The sequence below is a fragment of the Streptomyces sp. NPDC050636 genome, from assembly GCF_040654775.1.
Classification (GTDB): Bacteria; Actinomycetota; Actinomycetes; order Streptomycetales; family Streptomycetaceae; genus Streptomyces.
In genome coordinates this window covers 35,459-51,382 of sequence record NZ_JBFAIP010000047.1, presented here as the reverse complement: position 1 = coordinate 51,382, position 15,924 = coordinate 35,459, and the positions used below count along the sequence as shown (strand labels likewise).

The 15,924-nt window shown below is 71.9% G+C and carries 11 protein-coding genes; 4 read left to right on the top strand and 7 right to left on the bottom strand.

Going from position 1 to position 15,924, the window contains the following annotated elements:
* Positions 1-75 precede the first annotated feature (75 nt).
* From AB0I10_RS27175 to AB0I10_RS27155, 5 genes are all read right to left on the bottom strand, one after another.
* A complete protein-coding gene (locus AB0I10_RS27175; RefSeq protein ID WP_363155253.1) occupies positions 76-1,377 on the bottom strand; it encodes a site-2 protease family protein in 1,302 nt (433 codons plus the stop codon).
* Positions 1,374-2,639 (bottom strand): 1-deoxy-D-xylulose-5-phosphate reductoisomerase, encoded by a 1,266-nt coding sequence (gene dxr / locus AB0I10_RS27170; RefSeq protein ID WP_363155252.1) that lies wholly within the window; start codon positions 2,637-2,639, stop codon positions 1,374-1,376. Before dxr ends, AB0I10_RS27175 begins: the two co-directional genes overlap by 4 nt.
* Before the next feature lie 131 nt (positions 2,640-2,770).
* Positions 2,771-4,696: an acyl-CoA dehydrogenase family protein gene (locus AB0I10_RS27165; protein ID WP_363155251.1), complete on the bottom strand. Its 1,926-nt coding sequence runs from the start codon at positions 4,694-4,696 to the stop codon at positions 2,771-2,773.
* Between the two features lie 335 nt (positions 4,697-5,031).
* The gene (locus AB0I10_RS27160) at positions 5,032-6,489 is read right to left on the bottom strand and encodes an aldehyde dehydrogenase family protein (RefSeq protein ID WP_363155250.1); all 1,458 of its coding nucleotides are present in this window, start codon (positions 6,487-6,489) and stop codon (positions 5,032-5,034) included.
* Positions 6,490-6,706: 217 nt separating this feature from the next.
* Positions 6,707-8,392, bottom strand: a complete 1,686-nt coding sequence (locus tag AB0I10_RS27155) for a PucR family transcriptional regulator (RefSeq protein ID WP_363155249.1) — start codon at positions 8,390-8,392, stop codon at positions 6,707-6,709.
* 208 nt (positions 8,393-8,600) lie between these two features.
* Here AB0I10_RS27155 and AB0I10_RS27150 point away from each other — a divergent pair, with 208 nt between their 5' ends.
* Positions 8,601-8,834, top strand: a complete 234-nt coding sequence (locus AB0I10_RS27150) for a type II toxin-antitoxin system VapB family antitoxin (protein WP_363155248.1) — start codon at positions 8,601-8,603, stop codon at positions 8,832-8,834.
* A gap of 5 nt (positions 8,835-8,839) precedes the next feature.
* Entirely contained in the window at positions 8,840-9,259 is a 420-nt protein-coding gene (locus tag AB0I10_RS27145; protein ID WP_363155247.1) for a PIN domain nuclease, read from the top strand.
* Positions 9,260-9,265: 6 nt separating this feature from the next.
* Here the strand turns inward: AB0I10_RS27145 and AB0I10_RS27140 are convergent, their stop codons facing one another.
* Positions 9,266-11,488, bottom strand: a complete 2,223-nt coding sequence (locus tag AB0I10_RS27140; protein ID WP_363155246.1) for an ATP-binding protein — start codon at positions 11,486-11,488, stop codon at positions 9,266-9,268.
* 252 nt (positions 11,489-11,740) lie between these two features.
* Between AB0I10_RS27140 and gabT the strand changes: the two genes are divergently transcribed.
* Positions 11,741-13,090 (top strand): 4-aminobutyrate--2-oxoglutarate transaminase, encoded by a 1,350-nt coding sequence (gene gabT, locus AB0I10_RS27135; protein WP_363155245.1) that lies wholly within the window; start codon positions 11,741-11,743, stop codon positions 13,088-13,090.
* 536 nt (positions 13,091-13,626) lie between these two features.
* Complete coding sequence (locus AB0I10_RS27130; RefSeq protein ID WP_363155244.1) at positions 13,627-14,382, top strand: phosphatase PAP2 family protein; 756 nt, start codon at positions 13,627-13,629, stop codon at positions 14,380-14,382.
* A gap of 101 nt (positions 14,383-14,483) precedes the next feature.
* Here the strand turns inward: AB0I10_RS27130 and AB0I10_RS27125 are convergent, their stop codons facing one another.
* Positions 14,484-15,914: an FAD-dependent oxidoreductase gene (locus AB0I10_RS27125; RefSeq protein ID WP_363155243.1), complete on the bottom strand. Its 1,431-nt coding sequence runs from the start codon at positions 15,912-15,914 to the stop codon at positions 14,484-14,486.
* Between the last annotated feature and the right edge of the window lie 10 nt (positions 15,915-15,924).

Here is a 15,924-nt window from a genome sequence, read left to right as displayed (position 1 = left end):
GTCCTCTCCCCCCCCCCGGGCGGGGGGGGCCCGCCCCCGCTGGGGGGGGGGGGGGCGCCGCCCCCCGACGCCCGGTTATGTCAGTTTCACCGGATTCACCACGTCGGCGACCAGCACCAGCAGCGTGAAGCAGATGAAGATCCCGGCGACGACGTAGGCGACCGGCATCAGCTTGGCGACGTCGAAGGGGCCGGGGTCGGGGCGCCGGACGATCTTGGCGAAGGCGCGCCGGATCGACTCCCAGACGGCGCCGGCGATGTGCCCGCCGTCCAGGGGCAGCAGCGGCAGCATGTTGAAGAGGAACAGCGAGAGGTTGAAGCCGGCGACCAGGAAGAGCATGGTCGCGACCCGCTGCTCCGGCGGGATGTCCAGGGCGAAGACCTCGCCGCCGACCCGGGCCGCGCCGACCACGCCCATCGGCGAGTCCTGCTTGCGTTCGCCGCCGTTGAAGGCCGCGTCCCACAGGTCCGGGACCTTGGCGGGCAGGTTGACCAGCGACTCCACGCCCTGCTGGACCATGTTGCCCATGCGGTCCACGGACTGGCCGAAGGACTGCGGGACGACGCCGCTGGCCGGGGTGAAGCCGAGGAATCCGGCGGTGACGTATTCGCCGGGGACATAGCCGCCGTGGCCGTCGGTCTTGGCGACCTTGTTCTCGATCAGGTCGGCGTTCAGGGTCTGCCGGGCGCCGTGCCGTTCGACGACGATCGTCGCGCGTCCGGTGGTGTCGCGGATCTGCTGCTGGAGGGTGCCCCAGTCCGGGACGGCCCGGCCGTTGAACGAGACGATCTTGTCGCCGGCCCGCAGGCCGGCGGCCTTGGCCGGGGAGTCCTTGGCGTCGGCCGGGCATTTGTCGGTCTTGGCGGAGGCCGAGATGACGCAGTCCGAGACCGAGCCGACCTGGGTCGTCTGGGTGTTGATGCCGAAGCCCATCAGCACGCTCATGAAGATCACGACCGCGAGGATCAGATTCATGAACGGTCCGGCGAACATGACGATCACGCGCTTCCACGGCTTGCGCGTGTAGAACATCCGCTTCTCGTCGCCGGGCCCCAGCTCCTCGAAGGCCGCCGAGCGGGCGTCCTCGATCATGCCGCGCCACGGGGACGTGGAGCGGGCCTGGAGCTTCCCGTCGTCGCCGGGCGGGAACATGCCGATCATGCGGATGTAGCCGCCGAGCGGGATGGCCTTGATGCCGTACTCGGTGTCGCCCTTCTTACGGGAGAAGAGCGTCGGCCCGAAGCCCACCATGTACTGCGGCACCCGGATGCCGAAGAGCTTGGCCGTGGAGAGATGGCCGAGTTCGTGCCAGGCGATGGAGAACAGCAGGCCGACGACGAAGACGACTATGCCGAGGATGGTCATCCAGGTCGTCATGCGCGAACCTCCGAAGGTGTACGTGCCGCACGGGCGGCCAGTTCGCGGGCGCGGGCGCGCGCCCAGGTTTCCGCCTCCAGGACGTCCGCGACGGTCAGAGAAGTTCCCTGTGCGGGCGTTCCGTGCTCGGCGACCACTTCGGCGACCGTATCCACAATCCCGGTGAACGGCAGCCCGCCCTTGAGGAACGCGGCGACGCATTCCTCGTTCGCGGCGTTGAAGACGGCGGGGGCGGTGCCGCCCAGATCACCTACGTGGCAGGCCAGCGGGACGGACGGGAAGGCCGTCTCGTCCAGCGGGAAGAACTCCCAGGTCTGGGCCTTCGTCCAGTCGACGCCGGGCGCGGCGTCCGGGACCCGCTCGGGCCAGCCGAGGCCCAGTGCGATCGGCATCCGCATGTCGGGCGGGCTGGCCTGGGCGAGGGTCGAGCCGTCGGTGAACTCCACCATCGAGTGGATGTAGGACTGCGGATGGACGACGACCTCGATGCGGTCGAAGGGGACGTCGAACAGCAGATGCGCCTCGATGACCTCCAGGCCCTTGTTGACCAGGGTCGCGGAGTTGATGGTGACGACCGGGCCCATGGACCAGGTGGGGTGCGCCAGCGCCTGTTCGGGGGTGACGTCGGCCAGCTCCCGCTTCGTACGGCCGCGGAACGGGCCGCCGGAGGCGGTGACGACGAGCTTGCGGACCTCTTCGCGGGCACCGCCGGTCAGCGCCTGGAAGAGCGCGGAGTGCTCGGAGTCGACGGGGATGATCTGGCCGGGCTTGGCGACGGCCTTGACCAGCGGCCCGCCGACGATCAGCGACTCCTTGTTGGCGAGGGCGAGCACCCGGCCCGCCGTGAGGGCGGCGAGGGTGGGGGCGAGTCCGATGGAGCCGGTGATGCCGTTGAGGACGGTGTGGCAGGGGGAGGCGGCGAGTTCGGTGGCCGCGTCCGGGCCCGCCAGGATCTCGGGCAGCGGCTCCCCGGTCCCGTAGCGCGCGGTCAGTGCCTCACGCAGCGCGGGCGCCGCGTCCTCGCGGGCCACCGCGACGGTGCGGACCCGCAGCTGGTGCGCCTGCTCGGCGAGCAGCTCCACCCGGCCGCCGGCCGCGGAGAGCGCGGTCACGCGGAAGCGGCCGGGATTGCGCAGCACGATGTCGATCGCCTGGGTGCCGATCGAGCCGGTCGAGCCGAGGATCACGATCTCGCGCGGGCCGCCCGGTTGGGCGGGGGCCGGCTCGAAACGCAGGTGCGGGTGGGCGAGGGAGTCCGTCATGTGGTCCATTGTGGCCGGTCGGCCGGGCGGCGTGGACACCTAGGGCCGGTCCGGCGGATCTTCGGTGGACACCCGGGGCCGGTCCGGCGGATCTTCCCCGGAACCGGCCCCGGGTGTGCGGACCGGGCCGCTCAGCGGATCGGACGGCGCACATTGTCCTTCGCGCTCGGGCCGGGGGTGGCGTCGGCGATCCAGGGGCCGTCGCCGCTGGGGTCGACGACGCCCTCCTCCAGCCAGGTGTAACGGCCGTCGAGAACCCCGGCGACGAGCTTCCGGTCGAGGGTGTCGGTGTTGGTCCACAGCCGCGCGAACAGCTCCTCGACGCGGATCCGCGACTGGCGGCAGAAGACATCGGCGAGCTGGTGCGCCTCGCGTCCGTGGCCGCCGGTCGTCCGCATCTGCTCCGCCCGTACACAGGCCGCGCTCATCGCGAAGAGTTCGGCGCCGATGTCGACGATCCGGCCGAGGAAGCCCTGTTTGGTCTCCATCCGGCCCTGCCAGCGGGACATCGCGTAGAAGGTGGACCGGGCGAGCTTGCGGGCGGCCCGTTCGACGTACCGCAGATGGCCGGCCAGTTCACCGAACTCCTGGTAGGTACGCGGGAGTTGACCGGGTCCCGCGACGAGCTTGGGCAGCCATCGGGCGTAGAAGCCGCCGGCCTTCGCCGCCGCCCGGCCCTTGTCGGCGAGGCTCTTGTCCGGGTCGATGAGGTCACCGGCGACCGACAGATGGGCGTCGACCGCCTCCCGGGCGATCAGCAGATGCATGATCTCCGTCGAACCCTCGAAGATCCGGTTGATCCGCAGATCGCGCAGCAGCTGTTCGGCGGGCACGGCACGTTCGCCGCGGGCCTCGAGCGAGGCGGCGGTCTCGAAGCCGCGGCCGCCGCGGATCTGCACCAGCTCGTCCGCCATCAGGCAGCCCATCTCGGAGCCGAAGAGCTTGGCGAGGGCCGCCTCGATACGGATGTCGTTGCGGTTCTCGTCGGCCATCTGGGAGGAGAGGTCGACGACGGCTTCGAGGGCGAAGGTGGTCGCGGCGATGAAGGAGATCTTGGCGCCGACGGCCTCGTGCCGGGCGATCGGCTTGCCCCACTGCTCGCGGGCCGCGGACCACTCACGGGCGATCTTCAACGACCACTTGCCCGCGCCGACGCACATCGCGGGCAGCGAGAGCCGACCGGTGTTGAGCGTGGTCAGGGCGATCTTCAGGCCCGCGCCCTCGGGGCCGATGCGGTGCGCGGCGGGGACCCGTACCTGATGGAAGCGGGTCACGCCGTTCTCCAGGCCGCGCAGGCCCATGAAGGCGTTGCGGTTCTCGACGGTGATGCCGGGCGAGTCCGCCTCGACGACGAAGGCGGTGATGCCGCCCTTGTGGCCATCGGAGGCGGGCACCCTTGCCATCACCACCAGCAGATCGGCGACGACCCCGTTGGTGGTCCACAGCTTCACGCCGTCCAGTACGTAGCCTTCGCCGTCGCCGTCCGGGACGGCGGTGGTCGCCAGCCGGGCCGGGTCGGAGCCGACATCCGGCTCGGTCAGCAGGAACGCGGAGATGTCCGTACGGGCGCAGCGCGGCAGGAAGGCGTCCTTCTGCTCCTGGGTGCCGAAGATCTTCAGCGGCTGCGGTACTCCGATCGACTGATGCGCCGACAGCAGCGCACCGATCGCGGGGCTGGCGGAACCGACCAGCGAGAGCGCCCTGTTGTAGTAGACCTGGGTCAGCCCGAGGCCGCCGTACTTCGTGTCGATCTTCATGCCGAGCGCGCCGAGCTCCTTGAGCCCGTTCACGGTCTCGTCCGGGATCTGCCCCTCGCGCTCGATCCGCGCGCCGTCGATCTTCGTGTCGCAGAACTCGCGCAGCGTGGCCAGGAACTTCTCCCCGCGCCGTACGTCGTCCGCCGCCGGGGTGGGATGCGGATGGATGAGGTCGAGCCTGAAGCGCCCCAGGAACAGTTCCTTGGCGAAGCTGGGCTTGCGCCAGTCCTGCTCACGGGCCGCCTCGGCGACCTGCCGTGCCTCGCGCTCGGAAACCTTTCGGATGGACGGAGCGGTCATCAGGAGCTCACCTCACCGCGGATCGGGAGTGCTGCACCGGCAGGCCGGTCGGCTACCGGTCAGTGCTACTTGTGAGGGTCCTCGATCCCCGCGGGTTGCACCAGTGGTGGCGCGGGGCGGTCCGGGTGAGGGTGCGGATACCCGCCATGCGTGGTAGTCGGCGCGGAACCGGCAGGGCGGGGAAAACGGGCGACGCGGCGCGCTCCGGGACAGGGTTCCGGAGCGCGCCGCGGCCGGGGCCGGCGCCGGGGGGTGCGTCGGCCGGGGCCTGGAGGGCGGTACGGCCGAAGGCATGGCCGTCGCTGTCCACCGGTCCAGGCCGGTCGGGTGTCGTCCTACAGGTCGAGGCCGGTGAGGACCATGACCCGCTCGTACGTGTAGTCGTCCATCGCGAAGCGCACGCCCTCGCGGCCGACGCCGGACTGCTTGACACCGCCGTACGGCATCTGGTCGGCGCGGTAGGACGGCACATCGCCGATGATCACGCCACCGACCTCCAGCGCGCGGTGCGCACGGAACGCGGTCTGCAGGTCATGCGTGAACACACCCGCCTGGAGGCCGTACTTGGAGTCGTTGACGGCGGCGAACGCCTCGGCCTCGCCGTCGACCTTCGTGACCGTGAGCACCGGGCCGAAGACCTCTTCGCAGGCGATCGTCGTGTCGGCGGGCACATCGGCGAGCACGGTCGGCGCGTACGAGGCGCCGTCCCGCTTGCCGCCCGCGAGCAGCTTCGCACCGCGCTGCACGGCCTCGTCCACCCAGGATTCGACGCGCTTGGCGGCGTCCTCGCTCACCAGCGGGCCGACCTCGGTGGCGTCGTCCGACGGGTCACCGGTGACCTGCGCGCCGACCGCCTTGACGATCTTCGGCACCAGCCGGTCGTACACGGTGGCGTCCGCGATCACGCGCTGCACCGAGATGCAGGACTGGCCGCCCTGGTAGTTGGAGAAGGTGGCGATGCGCTGCGCCGCCCAGTCCAGGTCCGCCTCGGAGCAGAAGTCCGGCAGCACGACGGCCGCGCCGTTGCCGCCGAGCTCCAGGGTGCAGTGCTTGCGCGGCACCGAGTCGAGGATCGCGTAGCCGACCTTCTCGGAGCCGGTGAAGGAGACGACCGGCAGCCGCTCGTCCTGGACCAGCGCTTCCATCCGCTCGTTGGGCACCGGAAGGATCGACCAGGACCCGGCCGGCAGCTCGGTCTCGGCGAGCAGCTCGCCCAGGATCAGGCCGGAGAGCGGGGTGGCCGGGGCGGGCTTGAGGAGGATCGGGGCGCCGGCCGCGATGGCCGGGGCGATCTTGTGGGCGCAGAGGTTCAGCGGGAAGTTGAACGGCGCGATGCCCAGGACCGTGCCACGCGGGAAGCGGCGGGTCAGGGCGAGCCGCCCGGCGCCGCCCGCGTCGGTGTCCAGGCGCTGCGCCTCGCCGCCGTTGAAGCGGCGGGCCTCCTCGGCCGCGAAGCGGAACACGGACACGGCACGGCCGACCTCGCCGCGCGCCCACTTCATGGGCTTGCCGTTCTCCGCGGAGATCAGCCGGGCGATCTCCTCCGTACGCTCCACCAGCCGGCGCTGTACGTGGTCCAGGGCGGCGGCCCGCACATGGGCCGGGGTCGCGGCGAACTCGTCCTGGACGGCGACGGAGGCCGCGATGGCCTCCTCGACCTGGGCCTCGGTGGGGACGCTCACCGTGCCGACGAGACGTCCGTCCCAGGGGGAGGTGACATCGAAGGTGGCCTCACCGGTGGCCTTACGGCCGGCGAGCCAAAAGGCGGTGGGGGCTGCAGCAGTGTTCGGCACAGTGGATCCCGGCCCTTCCGAAGTGGTGGGTGGTGCGCATGGCTCTGGGAGCGGCTGCGTTTTCTGTCCCCACCGTAGGGGCGCGAGGGTCCTGTGGCGTTTGTCCGAAGCGGCGTAATCCGTCCGCGTGTCTCTCCGTGGTGGAAGAGGCGTACGGATCGACGGGGCCTTCCCCGCTCCCCCGTCACCCTCTCCCCCACTGCCCCGTCGCTCTCGGTCACTCCTCCGTCGGCGCCGAGGTGGCCTTGAGGGCCAGCCACAGCTCCATCCGGACGTCCGCGTCGTCAAGGGAGCGGCCCAGGATCTCCTCCACCCGCCGCATCCGGTAGCGCAGGGTGTGGCGGTGTACGCCCAGGTCGGCGGCGGCCGCGTCCCACTGGCCGTGCCGGGACAGCCAGGCGCGCAGCGAGGCGACCAGGTCTCCGCGGCCGGTGGCATCGTGCTCGCGCAGCGCGCGCAGCAGTCCGTCGGCGAAGGCGCGTACGGCGTCGTCGGCGAGCAGCGGGAGGACGGATCCTGCCGCCACGTCCTCGTGTTCCACCAGCGTGCGGCCGCGTCGGCGGGCGACGGACAGCGCCTGTTCCGCCTGGCGGTGGGCGGTCGCGGCGGCCGTCGGGCCGGTCGGCGCGGACAGCCCGACGGCCAGCCCCTCGCCGCCATGCCCCGCCTCGGCGCGCTCGGACCGGCCGCGCTGCCGCGACCGCGCCCCGAGGCGGGCCTCGGCCGCGGCGGCGTACTCGGCGCAGGCGGCCGCGGCCGCGCCGCCGTCCGCGACCAGCACGACCAGCCGGCCGCCGGCCGGCACGGTGAGCACCGCCTCGCCGGTCCTGGCGGCTGCGGACTCCATCGCATCGGCGAGCGCGTCCAGGACGGCGGGGGTCCCCGAAGACGCGGCGGAGGCGGCGGCCCCCGTAGACGTGGGCGGCGTGGGCGGTGTGGCCGGATCACCGTCTGCCGCGACGGACTCGGCCACCACCATCCGGAACGGCGCGTCCAGCAGCCCGCCGTAGAGCCGTCCCGCCACCGCCCGTGCGTGGTCCGGTTCGCCCGCGAGCAGCATTTTCAGGACCGCCGCGCCGAGCCGCTGTTCGGCGTCCTGCAGCGCCCGGGAGCGTTCGGTGGTGAGGGTGAGCAGCGCGACGGCGGAGTGCACGGCGTACCGCTCGGCGGTACCGAGCGGCGCGCCGGTCCCGACCGCGAGCACACCACGCGCCCGGCGCCCCGTACCCAGCGACTGCAATTCCACCCGATCGTCACCGTCGACCGCGCTGACGACGGAGCTGGCGGGGGCGGGGCGTTCCCGCAGCCGCCCCACGTCATCGGCCAGCCGGGCGGCACGCCGGGCCGCCCAGTCGGGGGCGGCGGCCACCACCGCGCCCGAGGCGTCGTACAGCGCGGCCCAGCCGTCGAGATGCGCGGCGAGCCGCGACAGCAGCTCGGCCGGGCCCTCGGCACTCAGCGCCGCCCGGGTCAGCTCCCGCTGCGCCTCGAAGCCGGCGGTCACCGCGCGGTACTGGTCGGCGGCGACGGCGGCCGAGACGGCCTTGCTGATGGCGATGAAGGGGGTCCTGCGGGGCACCCCGAGCAGCGGCAGATCCGCCTGCCGGGCCGCCTCGACCAGCGCCTCCGGTACCTCTTCGTAATTCACCCCGACCGCGAAGCCGAGCCCGACGACCCCGGCCTCCGCGACCCGCCGCACATACCTGCGGGTCGCCTCCGCGTCCTCCGCGTCCAGCTTGAGCGCGGTGATGAGCAGCAGCTCACCGCCCTCCATGTAGGGCACCGGGTCGATCAGCTCGCTGGCGTGCGCCCAGCGCACCGGGACGTCCAGCCGGTCCCCGCCCGCGAGCACGGTCAGCTTGAGCGCGGTGTGGTTGACCAGGGAGGCGAGGGTGTGCGGCATGGGACCTTCGGTTGCGGCGTGGGGGCGAGGCGGGCGCTGCGCGGGGCGTTTTCGCCGTCCCGTACGAACGGTCGCTTCCGATTCTGCCTCAGCGGAGGAATCGGGGGGACCTCGCGGCCGGAGACCACCCGGAAGTGCCGAAACGATTCCTTAGACAGCCAAAGATATTCCGACTAACCTTTCGGTATATCCACAGAGGGAGTCAGCCATGACCAAAATGCTGATCGACATCGACGACGAGGCTCTTGAGCAGGCCGCCAAGGTCTTCGGCACGAAGACGAAGAAGGACACCGTCAACACCGCGCTGCGCGAAGTCACTCAGCAGATCAAGCGTGCCCGCGCGCTGGAGCGGCTGGGCGAGATGGCCGACCGCGGCGACTTCGACATGCTCATCGAGAACAAGGGCGACGTCGACGCGCCCATCAACGATAAGGCGGCCTAACGGCAGTGAGCAGCGCGCTCTTCCTCATCGACACATCCGCTCTCGCCCGCATTCTCCGCAAACCGCTCCGCGAGCACTGGAGCCGTCAGCTCGCCGCCGGAATCATTTCCGTCTGTCCAGCCGTTGAGCTGGAATTCCTGTACTCCGCCCAGTCGTTGGCAGACCGCCTGGAGAAGCAGGAGCTACTTCGGGAACTGTTCTCCTGGGTCCCCATGCCCGACAGCGTCTTCGAACGGGCCCAGCAGCTCCAGCAGCAGCTCACCGTGTCAGGCCAGCACCGCTCGGCAGGTGCCGTGGACCTGATGGTCGCGGCCACCGCCGAGCGGGAAGGCCTGATCGTCCTGCACGACGACCGTGACTACGAGGCGATCTCCCGCCTGACAGGCCTGCCGGTGCAGCGCATCGTGGCACCCTCCGGCCACTGACCCCCCTCACCCCCGCAGATCCACCAACACCGGCGGCGCGTGCTCCCCCTTCACCGATGTCACCGACAGCACGGCGTGCCCGGCGGGGACCTGGTTCGCGAGGTCGGAGGCGGACCACCGTTCGCGTTCGACGGTGCGTACGGTGACGGCCTTGGCGGTGGCCGCCTTGCCCGTGACCAGGTGGCGGAAGACGTGGAAGGCCTTCATCGCGGCGCCCTCCGCGATGATTTGACGATCCGTCACATCACGGGTCTCCACCCACTCCTTGCCCCACACCTCGGCGAACCGCGCTCCGTCCCACGTCGTCACGCCCGCGAGCGCCATCCGACAGCCGACCGCGCCGAGCAGCGCGCTCCGCAGCGCATCGGGGACGTCGTCCAGCGCGCGCAGCGTCAGCACCGCGCCGGCGTTGGCGGAGCGCAGCCGCTGGAGTCCGCGCAGCGCCTCGGCGGTGATCGTGTGCGCGGCCTCGTCGAGCACCAGGCAGGCGAACAGGGAGCGGTCCCTGCGGGCCACCGCGCACTCGGTGAACTGGGCGAGCACGAGCCGGGCGAGGATCCGTGAGGCCTCCGCGTGACCGCGCTCGGGCAGTTCGATACGGACCCGCAGGGGGTGGTCGAGGGCGCGGAGCGAGACCTGGCGGGTGCGTCCCGTCGGGTCGAAGAAGTCCGCGAAGGCGGGCCGGTCGAGCAGCGCGATGCGGTCGGCGAGCAGCACGCCCACATCGCCCGCCCGCTCCGACTGCCGTGCGCGGGCGTCCAGTTCGCGCAGCAGGGTGTGTTCGCGGGCGCCCTCCAGGACGGCGCGCAGCGCGGCGATCGGCTCGGTCGCGCCGTCGAGCAGTTCGCGCAGCTCCTGGACGGAGGGGAAGCGGTCGTGGGCCGCCCGGAAGGGGCCCAGCAGCTGGGCCAGGGCGGTCGCGGCGCGCCGGCTGTCGCCGCCGGGTAGCTGCCCGGCGAGGTCGCCGACCAGCGCCTCGGCGAGGATGCCGGCCGCCTCGTCCGGGTCGGTGGTGCCGCCGTACAGGTCGAGATCGCACTCCGGGTCCGGGCGGCCGATCTTGACCACCACGTCGAACGCGTCGTCCGGGCCGAGGTCCGCGCCGGCCGGTCCGACGGCGATGACCGCGCACTGCCCGGCGAGCGCCTGCAGGCACATCGACTCCACGACCGGCTTCAGCACCCGCGTCGTCTTGCCGCTCCCCGAGGGCCCGACGGCCAGCAGCGAGGTGCCCAACACGCCCGGCTCCAGCGCGCATCCGGCACCGCGGTGCTGATACGGGTTGCGCGGGTGGTCGGCCGCGGTGCCGATCCGGACCTGGTGCGCGAGCATGTCGTGGTCGGCGGTCCGGTGGGCCAGATCGCGCCGCCCCGAGGGGTGCGCGCAGGCCGCCGCGCCGTGCCGCAGCACGGTGTCGGAGAAGGCGGCAACGGTGTTCTTGCCGGAGCGTACGGAGCGCCAGGCGCGTTCGATCCTGGCCACGTCCACATCGTTCATCCTGCCCGCGCGGGCCTCCGCCGCGAGCTTGTCGGCGGCATCCGGGGCTCCTTGGGCGCGCAGCTCCGGCCACTGCGCCGGGTCGGCGGCGGGCTCGGGCGCACGGGCGGGCGCGCGGTCGCCGACACGCCGGACGAGGGGAAGCACCAGGCGGCGGGCGAGTTCCGGCCAGCGGCCGAGGCGGCCGAAGACGACGGCCAGGAGGGCCACGAACAGTCCGTAGTAGATGTAGGTGGCCCAGACGTAGATCATCTGGTCGCCGCCCGCCTCCCGCCAGGAGTCCGGCGTGAGCAGCAGCAGCGGGAACAGCCAGTAGCTGCCGAGGTAGCCGTTCCACAGCAGCGACCACAGCAGCCAGCCGCACAGGAACGAGATCACCGCACCGCTGATCAGCTGCCGTGCGGGCACCCGGTCCGGCTCCTCGGCCGCCCGGGGCCGGTGCCCGAACGTCCAGATGCCGGGCGCGGCGGCCGGGCGCGGGGTGCGCAGCCAGCCCAGCAGCGGCGGCTCCGGCGAAGCGCCCGAACCGGCGGGGCCGACGGGACCGACAGACACAGCCGGCGGGGCGGCGGGCTTGGCGGGCGGGGCGGCGGGCGGTGGCGGGGAGACCGGCGCGGCGGCCGGCGGCGTGGGCGGTGCCGCTTGGCGCGGCACGCTCGGTTCGGGTCGGTGTGCTCCGCCGGACGGCGGGGCGGCGGTGTGCGGTGCGTCGTGCGTGCCCTCGGTGTCCATCCTGTGCCCCTGCTCCCCCTTGATCAGCCGTGATCAACTTCGATCGATCCGGGTCGGCCCGGATCAGCCTCGATCAGCGATGGCCTGTGTACCGCGGGTTCAATCTACTGGCCGTACGCCATCGCTATGTCCGGTGCGGACAACGCAACACGCGCACTTCTCCCGAACGGAACATGCCAGACCCGGCGCCCCGCCCCTAGCCTGCGAGAACAACACTTCCGTCCGTCCGTGTTCCACCCCCAGGAGACTGCCATGACCGAACTGTCCGGAGGCCCCGCCGTCCCCCAGGAGCGTCGCGTCGTCACCGCGATCCCCGGCCCCAAGTCCCAGGAGCTGTGGGCCCGTAAGCAGGCCACGGTGGCCAACGGCGTCGGGGCCGTGCTGCCCGTCTTCGTCAAGCGCGCGGGCGGCGGTGTCCTTGAGGACGTGGACGGCAACTCCCTCATCGACTTCGGCTCCGGTATCGCGGTGACCTCGGTCGGCAACAGCGCCGAGGCCGTGGTGCGCCGTGCCACCGCGCAGCTCAACGACTTCACCCACACCTGTGCGATGGTCACGCCGTACGAGCCGTACGTCGAGGTCTGTGAGGCGCTGGCCGAGCTGACCCCCGGCGACCACGCCAAGAAGTCCGCGCTCTTCAACTCCGGCGCGGAGGCCGTGGAGAACGCCGTCAAGGTGGCTCGCGCCTACACCAAGCGCCAGGCAGTCGTGGTCTTCGACCACGGCTACCACGGCCGGACGAACCTGACGATGGCGCTCACGTCGAAGAACATGCCGTACAAGCACGGCTTCGGCCCGTTCGCACCCGAGGTCTACCGGGTACCGGTCGCCTACGCCTACCGCTGGCTGACCGGCCCGGAGAACTGCGCGAAGGAGGCCGCGGACCAGGCCATCGAGCAGATCACCAAGCAGGTCGGCGCGGACAATGTCGCGGCGATCATCATCGAGCCGCTGCTCGGCGAGGGCGGCTTCATCGAGCCGGCCAAGGGCTTCCTGCCCGCCATCGCGAACTTCGCGAAGGAAAACGGCATCGTCTTCGTCGCCGATGAGATCCAGTCGGGCTTCTGCCGTACGGGGCAGTGGTTCGCGTGCGAGGACGAGGGCATCGTTCCGGACCTGATCACCACGGCCAAGGGCATCGCGGGCGGTCTGCCGCTGGCCGCCGTCACCGGCCGCGCCGAGATCATGGACGCCGCGCACGCGGGCGGCCTGGGCGGCACCTACGGCGGTAACCCCGTGGCCTGCGCCGCGGCGCTCGGCTCGATCGAGACCATGCGCGAGCAGGACCTGAACGCCAAGGCCCGCCGGATCGGCGAGCTCATGAAGCCGCGCCTGGAGGCGATGGCGGAGAAGTTCGACATCATCGGCGAGGTCCGCGGCCGCGGCGCGATGATCGCCATCGAGCTGGTGCAGTCCGGCTCCAAGGAGCCCAACCCGGCGGCCACCGGGGCGCTCGCCAAGGCGTGCCACCAGGAGGGCCTGCTGGTGCTGACGACCGGCACGTACGGCAATGTGCTGCGCTTCCTGCCGCCGCTGGTCATCGGCGAGGACCTGCTCAACGAGGGCCTTGACATCATCGAGGCGGCTTTCGCCGCGCTCTGAGCTCCACCTGAGCCGAGATGAGCTGAGCCGGCGACAGCCCGTGCGAGGGGACCACGCGCGGCCCGGGGAACGGTATCCGTCCGTGCCCCGGGCCGCGCGCCCCTTTCCACACTCTTCGCGCCTCCCATTTGTCCGCATCCGCCCGTACCATGGCGCCCGTTTCGCGGGTATCTGGCGGCATGGAGTGAAGAAGATGTGCGGGGGCGATGGCGGCCGGGTGATCCGCCTGTCGGGGGTGCCGCCCGTGCCGTACGGTTTCTGCAGATGAGAGAAACACCCCGCTCGCAGGGGACTGCGGGCGACGCCCGGCCGGCGCTTCCCCAGCTCCGGCCAGGCCGTGCCCTCGCGCACAACACCGGGACCCCTGGCCGGGGCTCCGGGAATCCTCACCGATCGGATGTCCGCCCGCCCCACACCCCCCGGGGCGCGCGGGACACCGGTCAGCGCGGCCGCCTCGGAACCACCCCCCCTGTTCCGAGGCGGCCGACCCATTTTCTGAAGTTTCCGAAGTTTCCGGGATTCCGGGGTTCCCAGGATTGACGAAGTTCCCAGGACTTACGAAGTTCCCGGCTCTCGCGGTCGGCCTGTTGAGCGTGCTGCTCTTCGCCACGCTCACCTGGCAGGTGGCGTGCCACGGCCCGCTGCGCACACTCGACGAGCGGCTCGGCCGCGCCCTTGCGGCAAGGGCCATCCCCTCCTGGGCCGCAGAGTTCTTCGCCGACCTCGGCAACACGGTCGTCGCGCTGCCGGTGCTGCTGGCGGCCGTCGCCTGGACCGCGTGGCATGGCCGGCGGCGCGGCCCGGGGCGGGAACGGGACGCCAACGACCGTGCCGCTGCGGCACGTTGGTGGCTTCCGCCGCTCGCCGCCGCGCTCGCCCTGGCCACGGTGCCGGCGCTGGTCGTCCCGCTCAAACTATGGCTCGCCCGGCCGGGCCCGCCGCAGATGCAGGGCGGCACACACGACGGCTTCTATCCGTCGGGCCATGGCGCGACGGCGGCCGTCGCATACGGCGTGGCCGCCCTGCTCCTGACACACGGTCGGCGATATACGGGCCGCCCGGCCGGCGGGGCCCTGGTCCCGGTCGCCCTCGCCGCCGGAGTCACCGTCCTCAACACCGGCGTCGGCCTCGGCCTGGTGCGCCAGGGCTATCACTGGCCGCTGGACGTACTCGGCAGCTGGTGCCTCGCCGGGGTGATCCTGTCGGTGTGGTGGGCGGTGTGCGCCCGGTGGGCGGCAGCTCCGCCTCCCGTCAGCCCTTCCGCGTCAGTTGGGCCGCCGCCTCGTCCATAGCGAGTGCCAGGACGCCCGGGTCGGTGAGCATGCCCGTGCCATCCGGCGGGACGAGCCGGCGGACACCGCCGGCGGCTCGGGTGCTTCCTGCGTGCTTCCCGTCAGCTGTCGAAGCCCAGCCCCACCTTGTCCATGGCCTTCAGCCACAGATTGCGCCGCCCGCCATGCGTATCCGCGCGGGTCATCGACCACTGGGTGATGCCGATACCGGCCCAGCGCAGCGGCTCGGGCGGGAACGGCAGTGGTTTGCTGCGCACCATCTCCAGCTCGGTGCGTTCGGTGCGCTCGCCGCTGAGCAGGTCGAGCATCACCTCGGCGCCGAAGCGGGTGGCGCCCACGCCGAGGCCCGTATATCCGGCGGCGTACGCGACCCGGCCGGCGTGCGCGGTGCCGAAGAACGCGGAGAAGCGGGAACAGGTGTCGATCGCGCCGCCCCAGGTGTGGCTGAAACGCAGGCCCTCCAGCTGCGGGAAGCAGCGGAAGAAGTGCCGGGCGAGCTTCTCGTACGTGGCCGGGTGCTGGTCGTACTCGGCGCGGACGCCGCCGCCGTAGCGGTAGACGATGTCGTAGCCGCCCCACAGGATGCGGTTGTCGGCGGTGATGCGGAAGTAGTGGAAGTGGTTGTTGCTGTCGGACAGGCCCTGGCGGTTCCGCCAGCCGATGGCGGCGAGCTGGCCGTCGGACAGCGGCTCGGTCATCAGGGCGTGGTCGTAGACCGGGACGATGTACGGGCGGACCCGTCGCACCAGGGACGGGAAGGCGTTGGTGCCGAGCGCGATATGGCGGGCGAACACCCGGCCGTAGGGGGTGCGGACGGCCATGCCCAGGCCCTCGGAGGCGAGGGCGGTGGCCCGGGTGCGTTCGTAGACGCGTACGCCGAGGTCGAGGCAGGCCCTCTTCAGGCCCCAGGCGAGGCGGGCCGGGTTGAGCATGGCGACGCCGTCGCGGTCCCAGAGTCCGGCCCGGAAGGTCGGTGAGTCGACCTCGGCACGCAGTTCGTCCTGGTCGAGGAACCGGTGCCGGTCCAGGCCGAGCCGGGCGGCGTCCTCGGCGGCCTCCTTGAGCTCGGCGACCTGGTACGGCTCGGTGGCGATGTCGATCTCGCCGGTGCGCTCGAAGGCGCAGTCGATGTCGTAGCGGGCGACGGCGTCCTCGATGTCGTCGAGGTTGCGGATGCCGAGCTCTTCGAGCTTGGCGAGTTCGCCCGGCCAGCGGGCCAGGCCGTTGCCGAGGCCGTGGGTGAGGGAGGCGGCGCAGAAGCCGCCGTTGCGCCCGGACGCGGCCCAGCCGATCTCGTTGCCCTCGATGAGGACGACATCGCGCTGCGGGTCGCGCTCCTTGGCGATCAGGGCGGTCCACAGCCCCGAGTAGCCGCCGCCGACGACGAGCAGATCGCAGGTCTCGTCGCCGACGAGGGCGGGCAGGGCGTCGGGGCGGTCCGGGTCCTCCAGCCAGAAGGGGGTGGGGGCGGCATCCGCGAGCGCGCGGACGGGGGACGCCCCCGAGATGTACGGCATGGCAGCTCGTGCCATGGTTCTCAGC

What these genes read in the sequence shown, in the direction of transcription:
- AB0I10_RS27155 (WP_363155249.1), bottom strand. Translation starts at nt 8,392, where the DNA reads ATGCCGCACACCCTCGCCTCCCTGGTCAACCACACCGCGCTCAAGCTG.
- AB0I10_RS27175 (WP_363155253.1), bottom strand. Translation starts at nt 1,377, where the DNA reads ATGACGACCTGGATGACCATCCTCGGCATAGTCGTCTTCGTCGTCGGC.
- gabT (WP_363155245.1), top strand. Translation starts at nt 11,741, where the DNA reads ATGACCGAACTGTCCGGAGGCCCCGCCGTCCCCCAGGAGCGTCGCGTC.
- AB0I10_RS27165 (WP_363155251.1), bottom strand. Translation starts at nt 4,696, where the DNA reads ATGACCGCTCCGTCCATCCGAAAGGTTTCCGAGCGCGAGGCACGGCAG.
- AB0I10_RS27140 (WP_363155246.1), bottom strand. Translation starts at nt 11,488, where the DNA reads ATGGACACCGAGGGCACGCACGACGCACCGCACACCGCCGCCCCGCCG.
- dxr (WP_363155252.1), bottom strand. Translation starts at nt 2,639, where the DNA reads ATGACGGACTCCCTCGCCCACCCGCACCTGCGTTTCGAGCCGGCCCCC.
- AB0I10_RS27125 (WP_363155243.1), bottom strand. Translation starts at nt 15,914, where the DNA reads ATGGCACGAGCTGCCATGCCGTACATCTCGGGGGCGTCCCCCGTCCGC.
- AB0I10_RS27150 (WP_363155248.1), top strand. Translation starts at nt 8,601, where the DNA reads ATGACCAAAATGCTGATCGACATCGACGACGAGGCTCTTGAGCAGGCC.